Origin of the sequence: Peredibacter sp. HCB2-198 (assembly GCF_045999315.1) — a bacterium.
GTDB lineage: Bacteria > Bdellovibrionota > Bacteriovoracia > Bacteriovoracales > Bacteriovoracaceae > Peredibacter.
The window spans coordinates 3,630,746-3,644,154 of the sequence record NZ_CP174607.1 but is presented as its reverse complement, the minus strand read 5'-3'; the positions used below and the strand labels follow the sequence as shown (position 1 = coordinate 3,644,154).

General features: G+C 43.8%; 14 protein-coding genes. 7 read left to right on the top strand and 7 right to left on the bottom strand.

The annotated features are described in order from the left end of the window. Positions 1 to 70: 70 nt before the first annotated feature. From ACJVC5_RS18310 to ACJVC5_RS18295, 4 genes are read left to right on the top strand one after another with little or no spacing between them, the layout of a single operon-like run. On the top strand, positions 71 to 1,621 hold the full coding sequence (locus ACJVC5_RS18310) for a methylmalonyl-CoA mutase family protein (RefSeq protein WP_408096993.1): 1,551 nt from the start codon (positions 71 to 73) through the stop codon (positions 1,619 to 1,621). A 3-nt stretch (positions 1,622 to 1,624) separates the two neighbouring features. Further along, entirely contained in the window at positions 1,625 to 3,760 is a 2,136-nt protein-coding gene (gene scpA, locus ACJVC5_RS18305; protein ID WP_408096992.1) for a methylmalonyl-CoA mutase, read from the top strand. Further along, positions 3,757 to 4,734, top strand: coding sequence for a methylmalonyl Co-A mutase-associated GTPase MeaB (gene meaB, locus ACJVC5_RS18300; RefSeq protein WP_408096991.1), 978 nt, complete (start codon positions 3,757 to 3,759; stop codon positions 4,732 to 4,734). The genes scpA and meaB overlap by 4 nt, the downstream gene beginning before the upstream one ends. Before the next feature lie 52 nt (positions 4,735 to 4,786). Next, entirely contained in the window at positions 4,787 to 5,086 is a 300-nt protein-coding gene (locus ACJVC5_RS18295; RefSeq protein ID WP_408096990.1) for an MscL family protein, read from the top strand. 221 nt (positions 5,087 to 5,307) lie between these two features. On the opposite strand, the gene ACJVC5_RS18290 is transcribed toward ACJVC5_RS18295, so the two are convergent. The 4 genes from ACJVC5_RS18290 to ACJVC5_RS18275 are packed head-to-tail and all read right to left on the bottom strand — an operon-like array spanning position 5,308 to position 8,227. Beyond that, the gene (locus ACJVC5_RS18290; RefSeq protein WP_408096989.1) at positions 5,308 to 5,706 is read right to left on the bottom strand and encodes a hypothetical protein; all 399 of its coding nucleotides are present in this window, start codon (positions 5,704 to 5,706) and stop codon (positions 5,308 to 5,310) included. A 9-nt stretch (positions 5,707 to 5,715) separates the two neighbouring features. Then, a complete protein-coding gene (locus ACJVC5_RS18285; protein ID WP_408096988.1) occupies positions 5,716 to 6,120 on the bottom strand; it encodes a hypothetical protein in 405 nt (134 codons plus the stop codon). Positions 6,121 to 6,129: 9 nt separating this feature from the next. Then, the gene (locus ACJVC5_RS18280; protein ID WP_408096987.1) at positions 6,130 to 6,435 is read right to left on the bottom strand and encodes a hypothetical protein; all 306 of its coding nucleotides are present in this window, start codon (positions 6,433 to 6,435) and stop codon (positions 6,130 to 6,132) included. 10 nt (positions 6,436 to 6,445) lie between these two features. Beyond that, a complete protein-coding gene (locus ACJVC5_RS18275; protein ID WP_408096986.1) occupies positions 6,446 to 8,227 on the bottom strand; it encodes a DUF4105 domain-containing protein in 1,782 nt (593 codons plus the stop codon). Positions 8,228 to 8,404: 177 nt separating this feature from the next. Between ACJVC5_RS18275 and ACJVC5_RS18270 the strand changes: the two genes are divergently transcribed. Both ACJVC5_RS18270 and ACJVC5_RS18265 read left to right on the top strand, forming a co-directional pair. Beyond that, positions 8,405 to 8,704: an MscL family protein gene (locus tag ACJVC5_RS18270; RefSeq protein ID WP_408096985.1), complete on the top strand. Its 300-nt coding sequence runs from the start codon at positions 8,405 to 8,407 to the stop codon at positions 8,702 to 8,704. Positions 8,705 to 8,750: 46 nt separating this feature from the next. After that, positions 8,751 to 9,434: a hypothetical protein gene (locus ACJVC5_RS18265; protein ID WP_408096984.1), complete on the top strand. Its 684-nt coding sequence runs from the start codon at positions 8,751 to 8,753 to the stop codon at positions 9,432 to 9,434. On the opposite strand, the gene ACJVC5_RS18260 is transcribed toward ACJVC5_RS18265, so the two are convergent. Genes ACJVC5_RS18260 through ACJVC5_RS18250 form a run of 3 tightly spaced genes read right to left on the bottom strand, consistent with a single transcriptional unit; the run spans position 9,431 to position 12,183 of the window. Beyond that, on the bottom strand, positions 9,431 to 11,062 hold the full coding sequence (locus tag ACJVC5_RS18260; RefSeq protein ID WP_408096983.1) for a hypothetical protein: 1,632 nt from the start codon (positions 11,060 to 11,062) through the stop codon (positions 9,431 to 9,433). The genes ACJVC5_RS18265 and ACJVC5_RS18260 overlap by 4 nt on opposite strands. An 18-nt stretch (positions 11,063 to 11,080) precedes the next feature. Continuing rightward, on the bottom strand, positions 11,081 to 11,530 hold the full coding sequence (locus tag ACJVC5_RS18255) for a hypothetical protein (protein WP_408096982.1): 450 nt from the start codon (positions 11,528 to 11,530) through the stop codon (positions 11,081 to 11,083). After that, positions 11,527 to 12,183 carry a 2-hydroxychromene-2-carboxylate isomerase gene (locus ACJVC5_RS18250; protein WP_408096981.1) on the bottom strand — a complete coding sequence of 219 codons (657 nt, stop codon included), beginning with the start codon at positions 12,181 to 12,183 and terminating at the stop codon, positions 11,527 to 11,529. Before ACJVC5_RS18250 ends, ACJVC5_RS18255 begins: the two co-directional genes overlap by 4 nt. Before the next feature lie 200 nt (positions 12,184 to 12,383). On the opposite strand from ACJVC5_RS18250, the gene ACJVC5_RS18245 reads away from it, so the two are divergent. Then, positions 12,384 to 13,163, top strand: a complete 780-nt coding sequence (locus ACJVC5_RS18245) for a hypothetical protein (RefSeq protein ID WP_408096980.1) — start codon at positions 12,384 to 12,386, stop codon at positions 13,161 to 13,163. The last annotated feature ends 246 nt before the right edge of the window (positions 13,164 to 13,409 follow it).

The window sequence follows — 13,409 nt, the reverse complement described above, 5'->3', positions numbered from 1 at the left end:
TGAGAGGGATTTTTACTCAATTTTTTGTTAGGATAAATCATCTAAGATTTTTTATGCCCCGGAGTCTATTGTGAGTTCCTTAACAAGTTTTTTTGAGAGTGATTTTAATACCCAACGAGAACAGTGGGAAAATGCCCTAAAAGCGGAGCTGAAGCTGACAGAAGTGGGGAATAAGGCCTCAAAAAAGCTTATTACAGGTGCGACCTGGCCCACGCTTTCCCTAGAGACTAAATCTCAGGTCCATTTGAATGCCAATGAAAATTGGAAGAAGGCCTCAACAACTTATGTTCATCTCGATCAGAATGAAATTGAAAAGGCCCTGACTGAGGACCTCGGACAGGGTGTAAGAAATTTCTTCTTCTCTGGTCCAGATTTGAATGAGACTAAATGGAAATTAATTGAGAGCACGCTGACAAAATTTGCCTCTCCTAAAGAGCTTGAAGTGTTTATTCTTGGTGGGAATTATTCAAGTACTGCCTTTAAAGTGGTTTCAAATATCATTTCAGGACAGAAGGCCCATGATCTGGGAGGGCACTCCGTTCAGGAATTAGCACTTCTTGCGACTAACTTTATTAAAAATCTGGGTACACAATCTGAAGTTTACTTAGGTGTCTATGTGGATTCTCAGTTCTTCCACAACATCGCGAAGATCCGTGCCGCTAAACTTCTTGCTTACAAAATCCTGGAAGAGTCTGGGAAGAAAATGAAACTTAACATCGTGGGACTGACTTCCATGAGAGAGTGGACGCTGTTTGAGCGTTACTCAAACATGCTTCGTAATGAAACGGCGGTTGCATCGGCCTACATCGGTGGTGCTGATCATGTTCAGTCTGCTGGTTACAATTCTTTGATTGAACTTGAAACAGAAGGCGCGCCTGACATGGAACACGTTGAGCGTTCTCGTCGTATGGCCCGCAACACATCTCATGTTCTCGCATTAGAGAGCATGCTGGGAGTGGTGGAAGACGCTGCGTTTGGAAGTTATCATTTGGAAAGTTTAACTAGCTCACTTGCTGAAGAGGCATGGAAGCTGATGCAGACCATGGTGGTGATGAATGAGAGTGAGCTTAATTCTTATCTTGAAAAAGAAACGGCCGTTGTTCGTGAAAAACGTCTGGATATGGTGAAGACTCGCCGTCATGTGATGTCAGGAATGAATGATTTCCCAGACGTAAAAGAACACTTAAAACTGAAACTAAAAAGGCCAACGCTCTTCCGTGTGGCCCGCATCTTTGAAGAACTTCGTCTTTCAATGGAAAATGTTAAACAAAAACCAACGGTGTATGTGGCGCTTTTCGGAGAGTACGGTGCGCTTAATGCTCGTTTAAACTTCGTAAAAAACTACTTTGAACTTTTAGGTCTGACGGTTCATGAGCCAGGTCACTCTGAGCTTGATCTTGTTAACTTCAAAAAGACTCTTTCAGAGAGAAAAGAAGACATTATTGTTCTGTGTGCTCTAGATGATCAGTATCCAACAATTGCAGATGCTGTGAGCGCTGTTAAAGCTCAACACAAATATATCGCTGGAAAATTTGAGATGGCGGGATTCAATAATCTCTTCGCCGGCCAAAACGTTTATGAGGTTCTCCAAAATCTGGCCTCAAAGTATGAGGGGAGGTAACCCATGACAACTGACTTCAGCAAAATTCCTTGGAAGACCCCAAAACTATCTGAACCGGCACCTAAGAAGATCACGGTGATGCCGGAAGGCATCGCGCTTAAGAGTGCTTATACTGAGAAGGACGTGAAGTTTAAGAAACTCATGAATACTCTTCCCGGCAATAAACCATTTCTGCGTGGCCCATATGCTTCGATGTATTCAGTTCGTCCGTGGACCATCCGTCAGTACGCGGGATTTTCGACCGCCGAAGAATCAAACCGCTTCTATCGTGATAACTTAACCAAAGGTCAAAAGGGTCTTTCGATTGCTTTCGATCTTGCCACTCACCGTGGTTATGACTCAGATCACCCTCGTGTGAAGGGTGACGTGGGGATGGCCGGTGTGGCGATTGATTCCATTCTAGATATGCGCATTCTATTTAAGGGCATTCCTCTTGATCAGATGTCGGTATCAATGACCATGAATGGAGCTGTGATTCCAATTCTTGCGTTGTTCATCGTGGCGGGAGAAGAGCAAGGTGTGAAACCAGAGCAGCTCACTGGTACGATTCAGAACGATATCTTAAAAGAATTCATGGTGAGAAATACTTATATTTATCCACCTGAGCCTTCAATGAGAATCATCGCCGATATTTTTAGCTACACTTCGAAAAACATGCCGAAGTTTAACTCGATTTCTATTTCGGGTTATCACATGCAGGAAGCTGGTGCGACTGCAGATATTGAACTTGGTTATACTCTGGCCGATGGTCTAGAGTACCTTCGCACTGGTGTGAAGGCCGGAATTGATGTGGATCAGTTTGCTCCTCGTCTGTCGTTCTTCTGGGCGATTGGTATGAACTACTTTATGGAAGTGGCCAAGATGCGTGCTGGTCGCCTTCTTTGGAGTAAGATTGTTTCGGACTTTAAACCGAAGAACCAAAAATCTCTGGCCCTCCGAACTCACTCTCAAACTTCTGGTTGGAGCTTAACTGCTCAAGACGTATTCAATAACGTGACAAGAACTGGTATTGAGGCCCTGGCCGCGACTCACGGCCACACTCAAAGCTTACATACCAACTCACTGGATGAGGCCCTTGCGCTTCCAAGTGAATTCTCGGCCCGTATCGCTCGTAACACACAGCTTTTCATTCAGACTGAGACTGATACCTGTGATGTGATTGATCCATGGGGCGGAAGTTATTTCGTGGAATCTCTTACTCAGGAACTGGCCCAGAAAGCTTGGGCCCACATCGAAGAGATCGAATCTCTCGGTGGTATGTCTCACGCGATTGCTAAGGGCATTCCAAAGATGCGCATCGAAGAGGCGGCCGCTCGCACACAAGGGCGCATTGATTCAGGAGTTCAGCCAATCGTAGGTGTGAATCTTTATAAGCGTGAAAAAGACGATACTCCGAATATTCTTCAGGTAGAGAACTCACAAGTTCGTGAAGCGCAGATTGCCCGTTTAAAGAAACTAAAAGCTGAACGTAATGAAGCTCTTGTGCAAGAAAAACTTAATGCCATGACAGAGGCCTGCAAAAACGGAACTGGTAACCTTCTTGCTCTAGCAGTTGAGGCCGCTCGCGCTCACGCCACTGTAGGCGAGATGAGTATGGCAATGGAAAAAGTTTTTGGCCGTCACCAAGCTGAGATCAGAACCATTCAAGGTGTTTACTTAAAAGAAGTCCAACAAGGAAAATACGACGTGAAAGAACTCCAGACTCTGATGGAAAAATTCCAAAAGAACGAGGGACGTCGTCCACGTGTTCTTATCGCGAAGATGGGACAAGATGGACACGACCGTGGTCAGAAAGTGATCTCAACTGCTTTCGCTGATCTTGGGTTTGACGTCGACGTAGGTCCGCTTTTCCAAACTCCGGAAGAGACAGCGAAACAAGCAGTAGAAAACGATGTGCATATCATTGGTGTATCTTCACTCGCTGCAGGTCACTTAACTTTAGTTCCGGAACTTAAAGCAGAACTTAAAAAACTTGGCCGCGAAGATATTCTGGTTACGATCGGTGGAGTAATCCCTCCGCAAGATTACGATAAGCTTTATCAAATGGGTGTGGCGGGAATTTTCGGTCCAGGTACGGTGATCGCCGATGCGGCCCGTGATCTGGTTAGAAAACTAAATGAGTCTCTAGGATATAAATGAGAAAACAGCTTGAGCTAAAAGATTATCTGGAAGGGATTAAAAACAAGGATCGAACGATTCTTGCGCGAGCGATTACGCTTGTTGAATCTCATAATCCTGATCATCAAAAACTTGCTCAAGAACTTTTAAAAACGATTTTACCTCTGACTGGTAAATCGAAGCGTGTAGGGATTTCCGGAACTCCGGGAGTAGGGAAATCGACTTTCATTGAGGCCTTTGGAAAACAGCTTACATCTCAAAAAAAGACCGTTGCCGTTCTCGCGGTAGATCCCACTTCTCAGGTGAGTGGAGGTTCAATTCTGGGGGACAAGACCCGCATGAATGAACTTGCGATTGATCCCTTGGCGTTTATTCGTCCAAGTCCATCTGGTGAAACTCTGGGTGGTGTGGCCCGCAGAACTCGTGAATCACTTCTTCTGTGTGAGGCCTTTGGGTTTGATTACGTGTTGGTTGAAACTGTAGGAGTTGGCCAGTCGGAAACCACTGTTGCGCAGATGGTGGACCTCTTTGTGATGCTTCTTCAGCCTGGTGCCGGAGATGATCTACAAGGGATTAAGCGTGGGATTCTAGAAGTCGTGGATATGGTCGTGGTCACAAAAGATGACGATGATCAAGAGAAGATCATTCTTCGCGCGAAACACGATTATCAACAAGCACTTCAGATTCTTCGTCATGAAGGTTGGATTCCTCCGGTTCTTTCTTGTTCAGCGGTCACAAAGAAAGGACTACCAGAAGTCGAGAAGACCATGGAAGAGTATTTTTCAAAAGAGGCCGCTCAAATTCAGAAAAAGCGTGAGAAGCAGGGGCTGGATTGGATGTGGCAGCTTATCCATGAAGGTCTTAAATCAAGTTTCCAGGAAGTGATTGATCATAAAACTATCAGGACTTCTGAGAGTAAGATCAAAAATAATCAGGGCACACCTCCTGAAGTCGCACAGGAACTCTTAAAGCAGTTCTTCTCCCACCTAAAATAGTCAAAGCAGAATTTCTTTGCCATCCTAGTAGAACACAATACTGGGAGGATTTATGGTCAGAGAATTTGTTGGTTTCTTAAAACAGTACGGCGTAGTTGGACTTGCCATCGCTGTTATTATTGGCGGTAAATTAAATTTACTTGTAACAAGCCTCGTCAACGACCTCATTACTCCAGTCATTCTTCAGCCCGCACTTAAGGCCGCCGGCGTCGCCAGTATTTATGAGCTAAGCTATAACGGCATCATGTACGGAAAAGTTCTTGGAGCAGGCATTGATTTTATTATCGTGGCCTGGATCGTGTTTATCTTCGCCAAGAAAGTAATGAAAGAAGAAGTGGTAGCGAAGCGGTAAAAAAATCCCCTTAAAATCTTAACAAACGAAGTTTTTCAAAATCCCTATAATGATCGCAAATTTTCATCGTTTAAGGGAAGAACATGAGAAGCTTGCGAGATTTTAGAAAAGAGTTTTCGAACTTTGAGATTCTATCAACAGTGGTGCTCGCGGCTTTGATTGTAGTCGGGGCGATTAATTACTATTAAAAGGTTCTGGTCCTTCCATTGGACCAGAACTGATTAAAGACTAAGAGACTGGATAAGAGCGGCCGATAGTTCTTTGTCTGAAAGCTGGGCCAGCTCTTCGCTCTCTGAACGGACCTTCTCAAGGACCTCACCCAAAGCAAGAGTCATTTCTTCTCCTGCAAGATAGGCATACACATCAGGCCCTACATGTTTTGCCTCTTCTTTAAGTAAGACCACAGAAGAAACTGAAAGCGCAACACCAGTTGTCGTATAAACCACACAATTGGCCTTGTATTCTTCAGTCGCATTAGCACACTCTTTAAGAAGACTCGGATTCACAGACGGGAGAGTGGTCGTGGCCGAGATGGCCTTACCTGGTTCAGGAATAATGATCGAAGCCCGGGCCCCTCCGATGATCATAAGTCCTGCCAGAATGAGAATTGAATTTTTCATGGCCCCTCCTTAAACACCGACAAGTTCGATGATCAGAATAGAAAGATCTACATCGGAGCGGTCTTTAAGCTCCTCATCTTCCCGAAGTTGATTGATTGTTTCTTGGAGTGAATCCGTCATTGTTTCACCCGCCAGAAAGTGATGAGCATCCGGTGCGACCTGCTGAATGTCTTCTTTAAGAAGAAGAACCACTGATAGTGTCGTTGAGGAAATGGCGCCAAAAATCGGAAGACCAATACCGCAACCAAGGGCCTCATCTGTTGTCCTGATGTCTAAACAGCTCACTGCCAGAGCACTAAACATAGTAGGTGCTGAAGTCGTCATGAGCGCGCGGACGGCATTATCATTGGCCTGCGCACCAATGGCCGAAATTGTAAGAGTCGCACCTAACGTAAATTGAATGATCTTTTTCATATGCCCTTCTTATTGCGCCTTAATCATTTCTGAAACGATGGCCTCATCACTTAGTTCGCTCAGCTCAGCTTTTTCATCACGGACTTTTTCAATCACCTCAGCAAGAGCAGAAGTCATTTCTTCTCCTGCAAGAAAAGCGTAAGCATCTGGTTCAACTTGTGCGATTTCTTCTTTTAATCCTGCAATGGCGGATGTCATTTCACTTGGTGCAAAAGTAATGATCAGTGAAGACTGGCTAATTCCCACTTCTTCTTCAAAGGCAAAAGCGTTCATTGATAGGATAGAAGCAAGTGCGATAAATACTAGCGTTTTCATTCGTGACTCCTTATTTGTTAGTCATCTGTTTTAAAAGTTTCTGTTTATGTTTCATCTGGCCAATAAGTCCTTGCTGCTCTTGTTTAAAGAGTTTCAAGATCTCTTCACCAAATTCGTTCTGATAAGTCTTCAGATTGGCCGCATCATCTGTCGTGAAGTCAGGGGCCTTAAAGATATTGTCGTTCTTTAAAGGAACTCCATACCCGGTTTTAAGATCAAGTCCACTTTGTTTTTCTTTAAGCGCATCAATCTTACGAAAAGCATGAATAAGATCACCACCAAACTCAGAGCGATCCTGTTCATCCAATGTTTTTCCTACTGCCTTCTGAATGTTCATGAGATTTTTGTTTAAAATCGTGTCTTCAATAAAGAGCAGCTTCCCGTATTGGTCCGGATGATTGACTCTTGAAAGAAGCTCTTCACGTTCGGCCAGAGTAGAATTCTTTAAGTACTCAGTATGGTCACGATCATTTTCTGAAAGAACACCCGCTTCGATGAGATCAGAAAAAATGCGCTCTAACTTCGGATTCAAGCTCTCAAAGAAATAACCTTTCTTCTTGGCCTCTTCACGATTATCAAAGACACTCATGTCAGAGAGACCAAGTTTTTCGAACTTGTCTTTAAGTCCAAGGGGAGTCAGGACATTCATATCAACCATTTCCATTTCATCCAGGTAGACGTTGCGGATCAGGTTCAGCGTTTCATCAGCGCAGTTATTAGAGATGAAGTAATACTTACTTTCATAACCCCAGTAGCGTTCAAGCACCTGAGAGATAAGAAGACCTTTCTGCTCTTCTGTCATTTTGAGAGGAATTGAGTAGAGGTCGCGAAGTTCCCCGGCCGTATACTCTTTAATGACATCCACCATTGAAAGCACGAACATCTTAGAAGGGTATTTACCAGTAAGTCCTTTAATGTAGTCGATGTTAAAGTTGGTGATATCAGCGCGGAAGCTCAGAACCAAATGGTGGGCCCGGTCTTGAAGACACTTCTCACTTACTTCGGTGCGATTAGGAGCACACATCACCAGTCTGAGCATGGCGTGCCCCCAACGGCTCATCACATTTTTGCCCTGGCCCGCGAAGAAGTAGTGAACCTCATAAAGCTTAGAGGGATCCAGAATCTTTTGTTTTTCGATTTTGCCGTCCATTGAGATAGTAGGAACAAGACGATACTCTTGTTCACAGTTCTCATTCTCAAATGGAGCAGTATCGAGTTCCTTGGAAAGATAATTATACAGTGATGGTTTACGGCACTTGTATGCCGGATCCATCAGGAAGTGTTCGATGTTTACCGCGAATGTTTCCTTTGGATTTTTGTCTTCATAAAGATCCACTCGGCGGGCCTGCATTGTATTCAATTGCTTCTTACGCCCGAGAAGCTTCTTTTTCCAACCTGTAATATTCAGAAACACCTGATCATTTGAAACATTATAGTAGGCATCGTAGATGTGAGAGACTTCATGAACCAGAGTGGCCTTCGCAAGCTTATAGTTCTCTTGAGAGCGAATGTTCGTTAGGAGCTTCTTATTAAGATCAATATGAGAAGCCGTTTTAGGCAAAAGAGGATTTGTGATTAAGCGTCCCCAGACGACCTTGTCCCCGTAGTTAAAATCTTTAAAGCTTACTGTGACTTTCTTGTTGATGATTTTCTTCATGGATGCAGGCAGTGTCTCTTCCACATCTTGAAGAAACGCATCAACTGAAGAGTCTTTCTCGTTCAGCGCTTCAAGCTTAAATTGGGCGAACCCACTTAGTGGAATTAGGCACAGGGCCAACAATAAAGTTTTCATGAGAGGCATCATACTCTTGATTTAAATAACTTAGGCTTCTTGGGCTTACTTTACAGAGGGCCGTCAATTCCTTAGACATGGCCTCATGATGACCAGAATATACCCTCATGAAACCTTGTGTGAGTGGCCTTGACGAAGATTTTCGCCCTTGGAATTCTTTCTTGAAAAGGAGGGCCTATGTTTAAAGAATTCATGGCCTTTTTGAAGGAGTATGGAGTTCTCGCCCTGGCCGTAGCTGTGATTATCGGTGGTAAATTAAACCTATTAGTCACGAGCCTTGTGAATGATCTTTTGACCCCATTATTGTTTCAACCGGCGCTCGAAGCAGCGGGAGTGAAGAACATTGCTGAGCTCTCTTACAATGGCATTCTCTACGGGAAAGTCATCGCGGCCCTGATCGACTTCCTGGTAGTTGCCTTCTTGGTGTTCCTGATTGCCAAGAAAGTGATGAAGGAACAGACAGTAGCTAAGAAATAACCCCTCAATATTATGTCCAGACCATCTCCTGATTTATAATCGGGAGATGCGTTTTTTTATCCTTTCATTCTTCATACTCACAAGCGTCTCCGCTAAGGACATTTGCTTTCCTTCAACTCATCAGGCGATGCATATGGCAGCTGTTTATAGAACTCACGCTAAAGGTCTCATGATGAAGTTTGCGATGATTAAAAAACAGCTTCAACCAACCACGGTGGAGTTAAGTAAGCGCTGTGATAACTGCCTTGAGATTAAAGGTGATCCCTATATTAAAGGAGTGATTGAAGAGAAGTATGAAGAACTTGAATTAGATAAGTTTAGTAAGGAAACTGTTCCTGGAATTCCGGTGGATGTTTCGATGGGACGCTTAATTCCAGTGACTGTTCAAAACGGGCATACCATTTACAATCCTCAATACGTTTCATTTCTAAGTCTTCCGGAAAAGACCTCGAATGTTTTTTATGATGCGGATAAGGTTCCCATCGAAGTCAGTGCTCGTATGGTTCATCCTAAGTACATGGAGTACACCTTTAAGTATAAAGATCGCACTCATACGATGACGGAAAAAGTAGATCGACCTGTGGCCTGTATGTTTCCGTACGATCGAGAAAATGAAGAAGACGTGAAGTTTTTTAAGACACTATTTAAAGAAGAGAAATTTATGAAAGAAGGGGAGAAGTACCTCCCCATCAGACATTTTGAAATTAAAGCATTTCTTAGAAATTATTAACCGCGCATCTTCCACAGAAGTTGCGAAAGATAAGGTCGCTTGGTTTCACCAGTGGCCACCATTAAAAGCTTGGTAATTTTAAGATTATCTGGATCTGTGAAAAGAAGAATTAAGAGTTCCTGGATGTAGTTCGTATTCAGAGTCACATAGTTATCTGTTCCCACTCCAAGTTTAAGACCTTTCTTTTCCCACCAAGAGAACGGGTGATCTTTATAGTCTTCAAAGCTGTTTGTGAGTTTATTGTTCGATGAAGGCAGGGCCACCAGACTCACACCTTTATTGATCATTCGGTTAAGAACGTCGTGTTGGTAGTGCTCAACTTCCCGGGCCGTGTGGAACTTGACCTTAACGAATTCACGTTTCTCATTTGAGTTAAGCGGCTCACCATTAAAAAGTTTCTCACGGATGTTTGTGTGCTCGCGCCAGTCCATGTCCATGAGCTCTTTCCAGTCCGAAGAGTTTTCTTTAATTTTTCCTCCGCGCTCATTATCAATCACAAGGCGTCGGTAAAGAGAGTGGAAATAGTAGTTCGGGTTAATCCCGAGAGAAAGGCCGTGTTCAAGGGTATCAATGTGCCAGATGTTAAGAGCGTTATCCACCGCTTGCACACCTTTCTTCAATGTATGCCACGTTTCACCGTGGTGGGAACGGATAGAGAAACCTTTGAAATGAAGTTTTCTAAAACCCTGCTGCATTTCCGCAAAGTGACCCTTGCGGTAAAGATCTTTCTCGCTTCCTACAGTGTCTACTTCACATAGGTATGGACAGAGGAATGGATACTTCTCAATGATGTCGAGGATCGCATCTACCTGCTGAAGGAAGTGCTCTTTTTTGGTCGCGAACTTTGAAGCATCGAAGAAATTTGCTTCTTTACGGAAGCATGGAGAAAGCACGAAATCAAAGTCAGGCACTTCTTTCTTAAAGCGCATGTAACCGTCGTAAAGACCAAGCACCACGTCTTCTTCTTTAAGGTTCTCAAGACCTGGAATCTGTTCATCCGAAGCAGAAGTTGCTCGAGAGAGCGTGAACTTCAGACGAATCATACCCACGTTGAATTTGTTATAAAGTTCTGAGGCCATATGGTAAGCGGCCTCGGCGTGCATTTCTTTTGTAGTTAGAATCAGTTTTGGAAGAAGAAGAATCTTCAAATAGCGATCGAAGAATTCATCTTCTTTCAGACGAACCAGATTATCAACGTCTTCAACCGTTTCAATTTTTTCTGCCGTACCTTCGCCATACACTTTGTTGATGATGTCGAAGTACACTTGCTTGTTTGGGCCCTTCAAAAGTTTCATTAAGTGCGGATGAATAAACTCTGCACTCAGTGAACCAGTTAAGTGAATGTGTTCTTCAATGTAGGGCTTCGGGAAGCGCTTGAAGAAATTAAAAAGGGCATGGGCCACAGGATGATTAAGCAGGGTTTTAATTTCCACTTCATCCGTTTTGAAGTCATTGATAAGACGTTTGAACTCCTGGAGTGATTTTTTCACCAGAGCATTGTCGTCCTTCGATTCTCCCATCACCGCCAGCTCCAGCGTGTCTGTGAGAGTAATACCGTTTGTTTCTGAAATAATCTTAATTAAGTGTTCTGTGAGAAGATCGATTTTATTTGTCTGGGCACGGGCCATATTATCCTTAGCGGATCACTACGGTTTGTCCTCGCATAGGAAGACCGGCTTTACTTTAAAGGCCGGCGTACACTGAGTGATCCATTCCCCTTTATAGTAGCGAGCAAAACCAAAAGTCCAAGTTATTTCTTTGGTAAGAGGGGTAACCTGCACCTGATGGGGGTATAAATCGGGAGCTTCACCATCAATTGAGAAGCACCAGCCGTAAGCGCGATACTCAACTTCTGAGATTCTCTCAATAGCTGCTTCTCCGGTCGGAGTTTCAAAAGCGCTGGCCAGACCCTCGGACGTTCCCTTGAAAGGGATCTTGAACTTTGAAAGGGTAGCGATAGTGAGTTCGCCCACGTTCGGAAAATCTTCTGTCACCTGGGTCTTCATGATGAAGCCCTCTTCACAGGGTCCAATGAATTTCAGTTCAACTGCATGGGCCGATAAAGTCAGGAGTGAAAGAAGAATGAGTTTTTTCATAATGCTTGTGCTGCTGCTCTTGGTGTTTCTGCCAGAAGACTTGCGAACTTCGCGCGATCAAGTGGATCTTTGCCTAGAACGTAATCACGAATGGCCTCAAGTGCATCATTGCCCCAGAAGAGTTCATCTCCTACGACAAAGCTTGGGACCCCGAAGGCACCAAAGCTAATGGCCTCATTGATGTTTGCCTTTAGTTCTACTTTCGCTTCCTTGGTAAAACTCTTCTCATAAAGTTCATCCGCGGGAAGACCAGCTTCGCGAAGGGCCTTCAGGAGTTCATCCGGCTCACCCATATCAATGCGAGTTTGCCATCCGGCCTTCCAAAGAGTTTCTATCACTCGTGCTTGATCCTGTTCTGCCACACCCTTAAGACTCAAGCGAAGAGCGTAGAGTGAATTAAAAGGGTGAGTTTTAGGAGTCGTGAAGGGAAGGTTTAACTTTGCTGCGTATCTAAGACACTGCTTAAGAAGAAACTCTCTCTTAGGAGTGATCTCACCTGGGCCTTTGATCTGCCAGTGATTCAAAAGAGGGCCCAAGGCCACTGGTTTGTAGTGAACAACGAGGTTCAATTCCTTCGCCAGGGTTTGCATGTTATGCCAGGCAAAGTAGCTAAAGGGAGACAAAAAATCGAAGTAAAAATTTAAGCTTTTCATACAGTTAGCAGAATGGCCCAGGCCCGTCCGATCTGTCCACTCAACTTTTTACTTGTAAAAAATTCAGAGTCCGGCTAGTATTACGCAGCGAATTATTCCGATATTAATCCTGCGGTTGCACGTATTTTTCAAGTTGGACGTTTGTTGAAGAGCCGGGTTGTTATCATCTAAGAGACTAAGTCTCGTTTGGGTAGATCTCCATGAAAAATTCCGTAGTACGTTTTATCACGCTAGTGGTGCTGTCGATCTTCGTCGTTTCGTGCGGTAATGCTCCTTCCAACGTTCTTTCAGGTGTAAAAGTTGAAACAACAACTCGAGACAATGATGTCTGGATGTCGTTTGCAGCTGATCTGAATCTCGGTGCCATGAGTTTTGCTTCTGTTTCTCTTCCTATTCTTCATCCCCGTGGACAAACTCAGATCGGTCAATTGGAATTGATCTCTGGTTTCTCGGGCCAGAACCAATTAAAAGTTTCTGTGAACCTCACTGAAGTTGCTGATGTGAATATGACTCAGGCCACTCTTCCAAATGGTAATATGATTCCTATGATTGCAAATAACCCAACTATCGCGATTAACATCGGTAGTGGTGCAAAAGTATATCTAACTCTTTCTGAAACTGTGACTGCCATTGGTGTTGCGGTTCCTATTTCAGCTTTCGATTCAATTGGACAATCACTTCCAGGGCTAAACTTCTTTCCAATCGTGAACACTGGTGACGTTGTTGGTACGGCCGGTATCTTCACTGGTGCAGGTGCTGGTAAGAGTGGTATCGCAGTGGTTGCTGATGTTTCGAAAATCGTTAATCTTAACAAGCTCATGCCATCCCAAGCCTCTACATTCGCCATCCAAGCTGAAGAAGCTCGTGGTTCTGTAAGACTTGATTACCGTTCACAGTCAGGCTCGAAATCTCAAAAGGCCTCACTTGATAACATGATCTATAAACTTCATCAGAAGAGAGCAGTTCTAAGAATGAGATAAGAAAAATATGACTCAAGGACAGAGTCAGAGCTTCGGCCCCCAAGGGAAGGATTCTTTGGGGGCCTTTTTTGTTTAGGAATTCAGAAAGAATATTAAATTTTTTGATAACCACCTATTGTCAGCAGTAAAAGTAAAGAATCTCTTACAATTTAATCATTAAACACCGATTGAACATTTCGATGAGAGTGTTCAGTTTAATAGTTTTAAGTGCTTTATTTCTAATTAATGGGTGTAACATCCATGTCA

What these genes read in the sequence shown, in the direction of transcription:
- scpA (WP_408096992.1), top strand. Translation starts at nt 1,625, where the DNA reads ATGACAACTGACTTCAGCAAAATTCCTTGGAAGACCCCAAAACTATCT.
- meaB (WP_408096991.1), top strand. Translation starts at nt 3,757, where the DNA reads ATGAGAAAACAGCTTGAGCTAAAAGATTATCTGGAAGGGATTAAAAAC.
- ACJVC5_RS18295 (WP_408096990.1), top strand. Translation starts at nt 4,787, where the DNA reads ATGGTCAGAGAATTTGTTGGTTTCTTAAAACAGTACGGCGTAGTTGGA.
- ACJVC5_RS18290 (WP_408096989.1), bottom strand. Translation starts at nt 5,706, where the DNA reads ATGAAAAATTCAATTCTCATTCTGGCAGGACTTATGATCATCGGAGGG.
- ACJVC5_RS18285 (WP_408096988.1), bottom strand. Translation starts at nt 6,120, where the DNA reads ATGAAAAAGATCATTCAATTTACGTTAGGTGCGACTCTTACAATTTCG.
- ACJVC5_RS18280 (WP_408096987.1), bottom strand. Translation starts at nt 6,435, where the DNA reads ATGAAAACGCTAGTATTTATCGCACTTGCTTCTATCCTATCAATGAAC.
- ACJVC5_RS18275 (WP_408096986.1), bottom strand. Translation starts at nt 8,227, where the DNA reads ATGAAAACTTTATTGTTGGCCCTGTGCCTAATTCCACTAAGTGGGTTC.
- ACJVC5_RS18270 (WP_408096985.1), top strand. Translation starts at nt 8,405, where the DNA reads ATGTTTAAAGAATTCATGGCCTTTTTGAAGGAGTATGGAGTTCTCGCC.
- ACJVC5_RS18265 (WP_408096984.1), top strand. Translation starts at nt 8,751, where the DNA reads ATGCGTTTTTTTATCCTTTCATTCTTCATACTCACAAGCGTCTCCGCT.
- ACJVC5_RS18260 (WP_408096983.1), bottom strand. Translation starts at nt 11,062, where the DNA reads ATGGCCCGTGCCCAGACAAATAAAATCGATCTTCTCACAGAACACTTA.
- ACJVC5_RS18255 (WP_408096982.1), bottom strand. Translation starts at nt 11,530, where the DNA reads ATGAAAAAACTCATTCTTCTTTCACTCCTGACTTTATCGGCCCATGCA.
- ACJVC5_RS18250 (WP_408096981.1), bottom strand. Translation starts at nt 12,183, where the DNA reads ATGAAAAGCTTAAATTTTTACTTCGATTTTTTGTCTCCCTTTAGCTAC.
- ACJVC5_RS18245 (WP_408096980.1), top strand. Translation starts at nt 12,384, where the DNA reads ATGAAAAATTCCGTAGTACGTTTTATCACGCTAGTGGTGCTGTCGATC.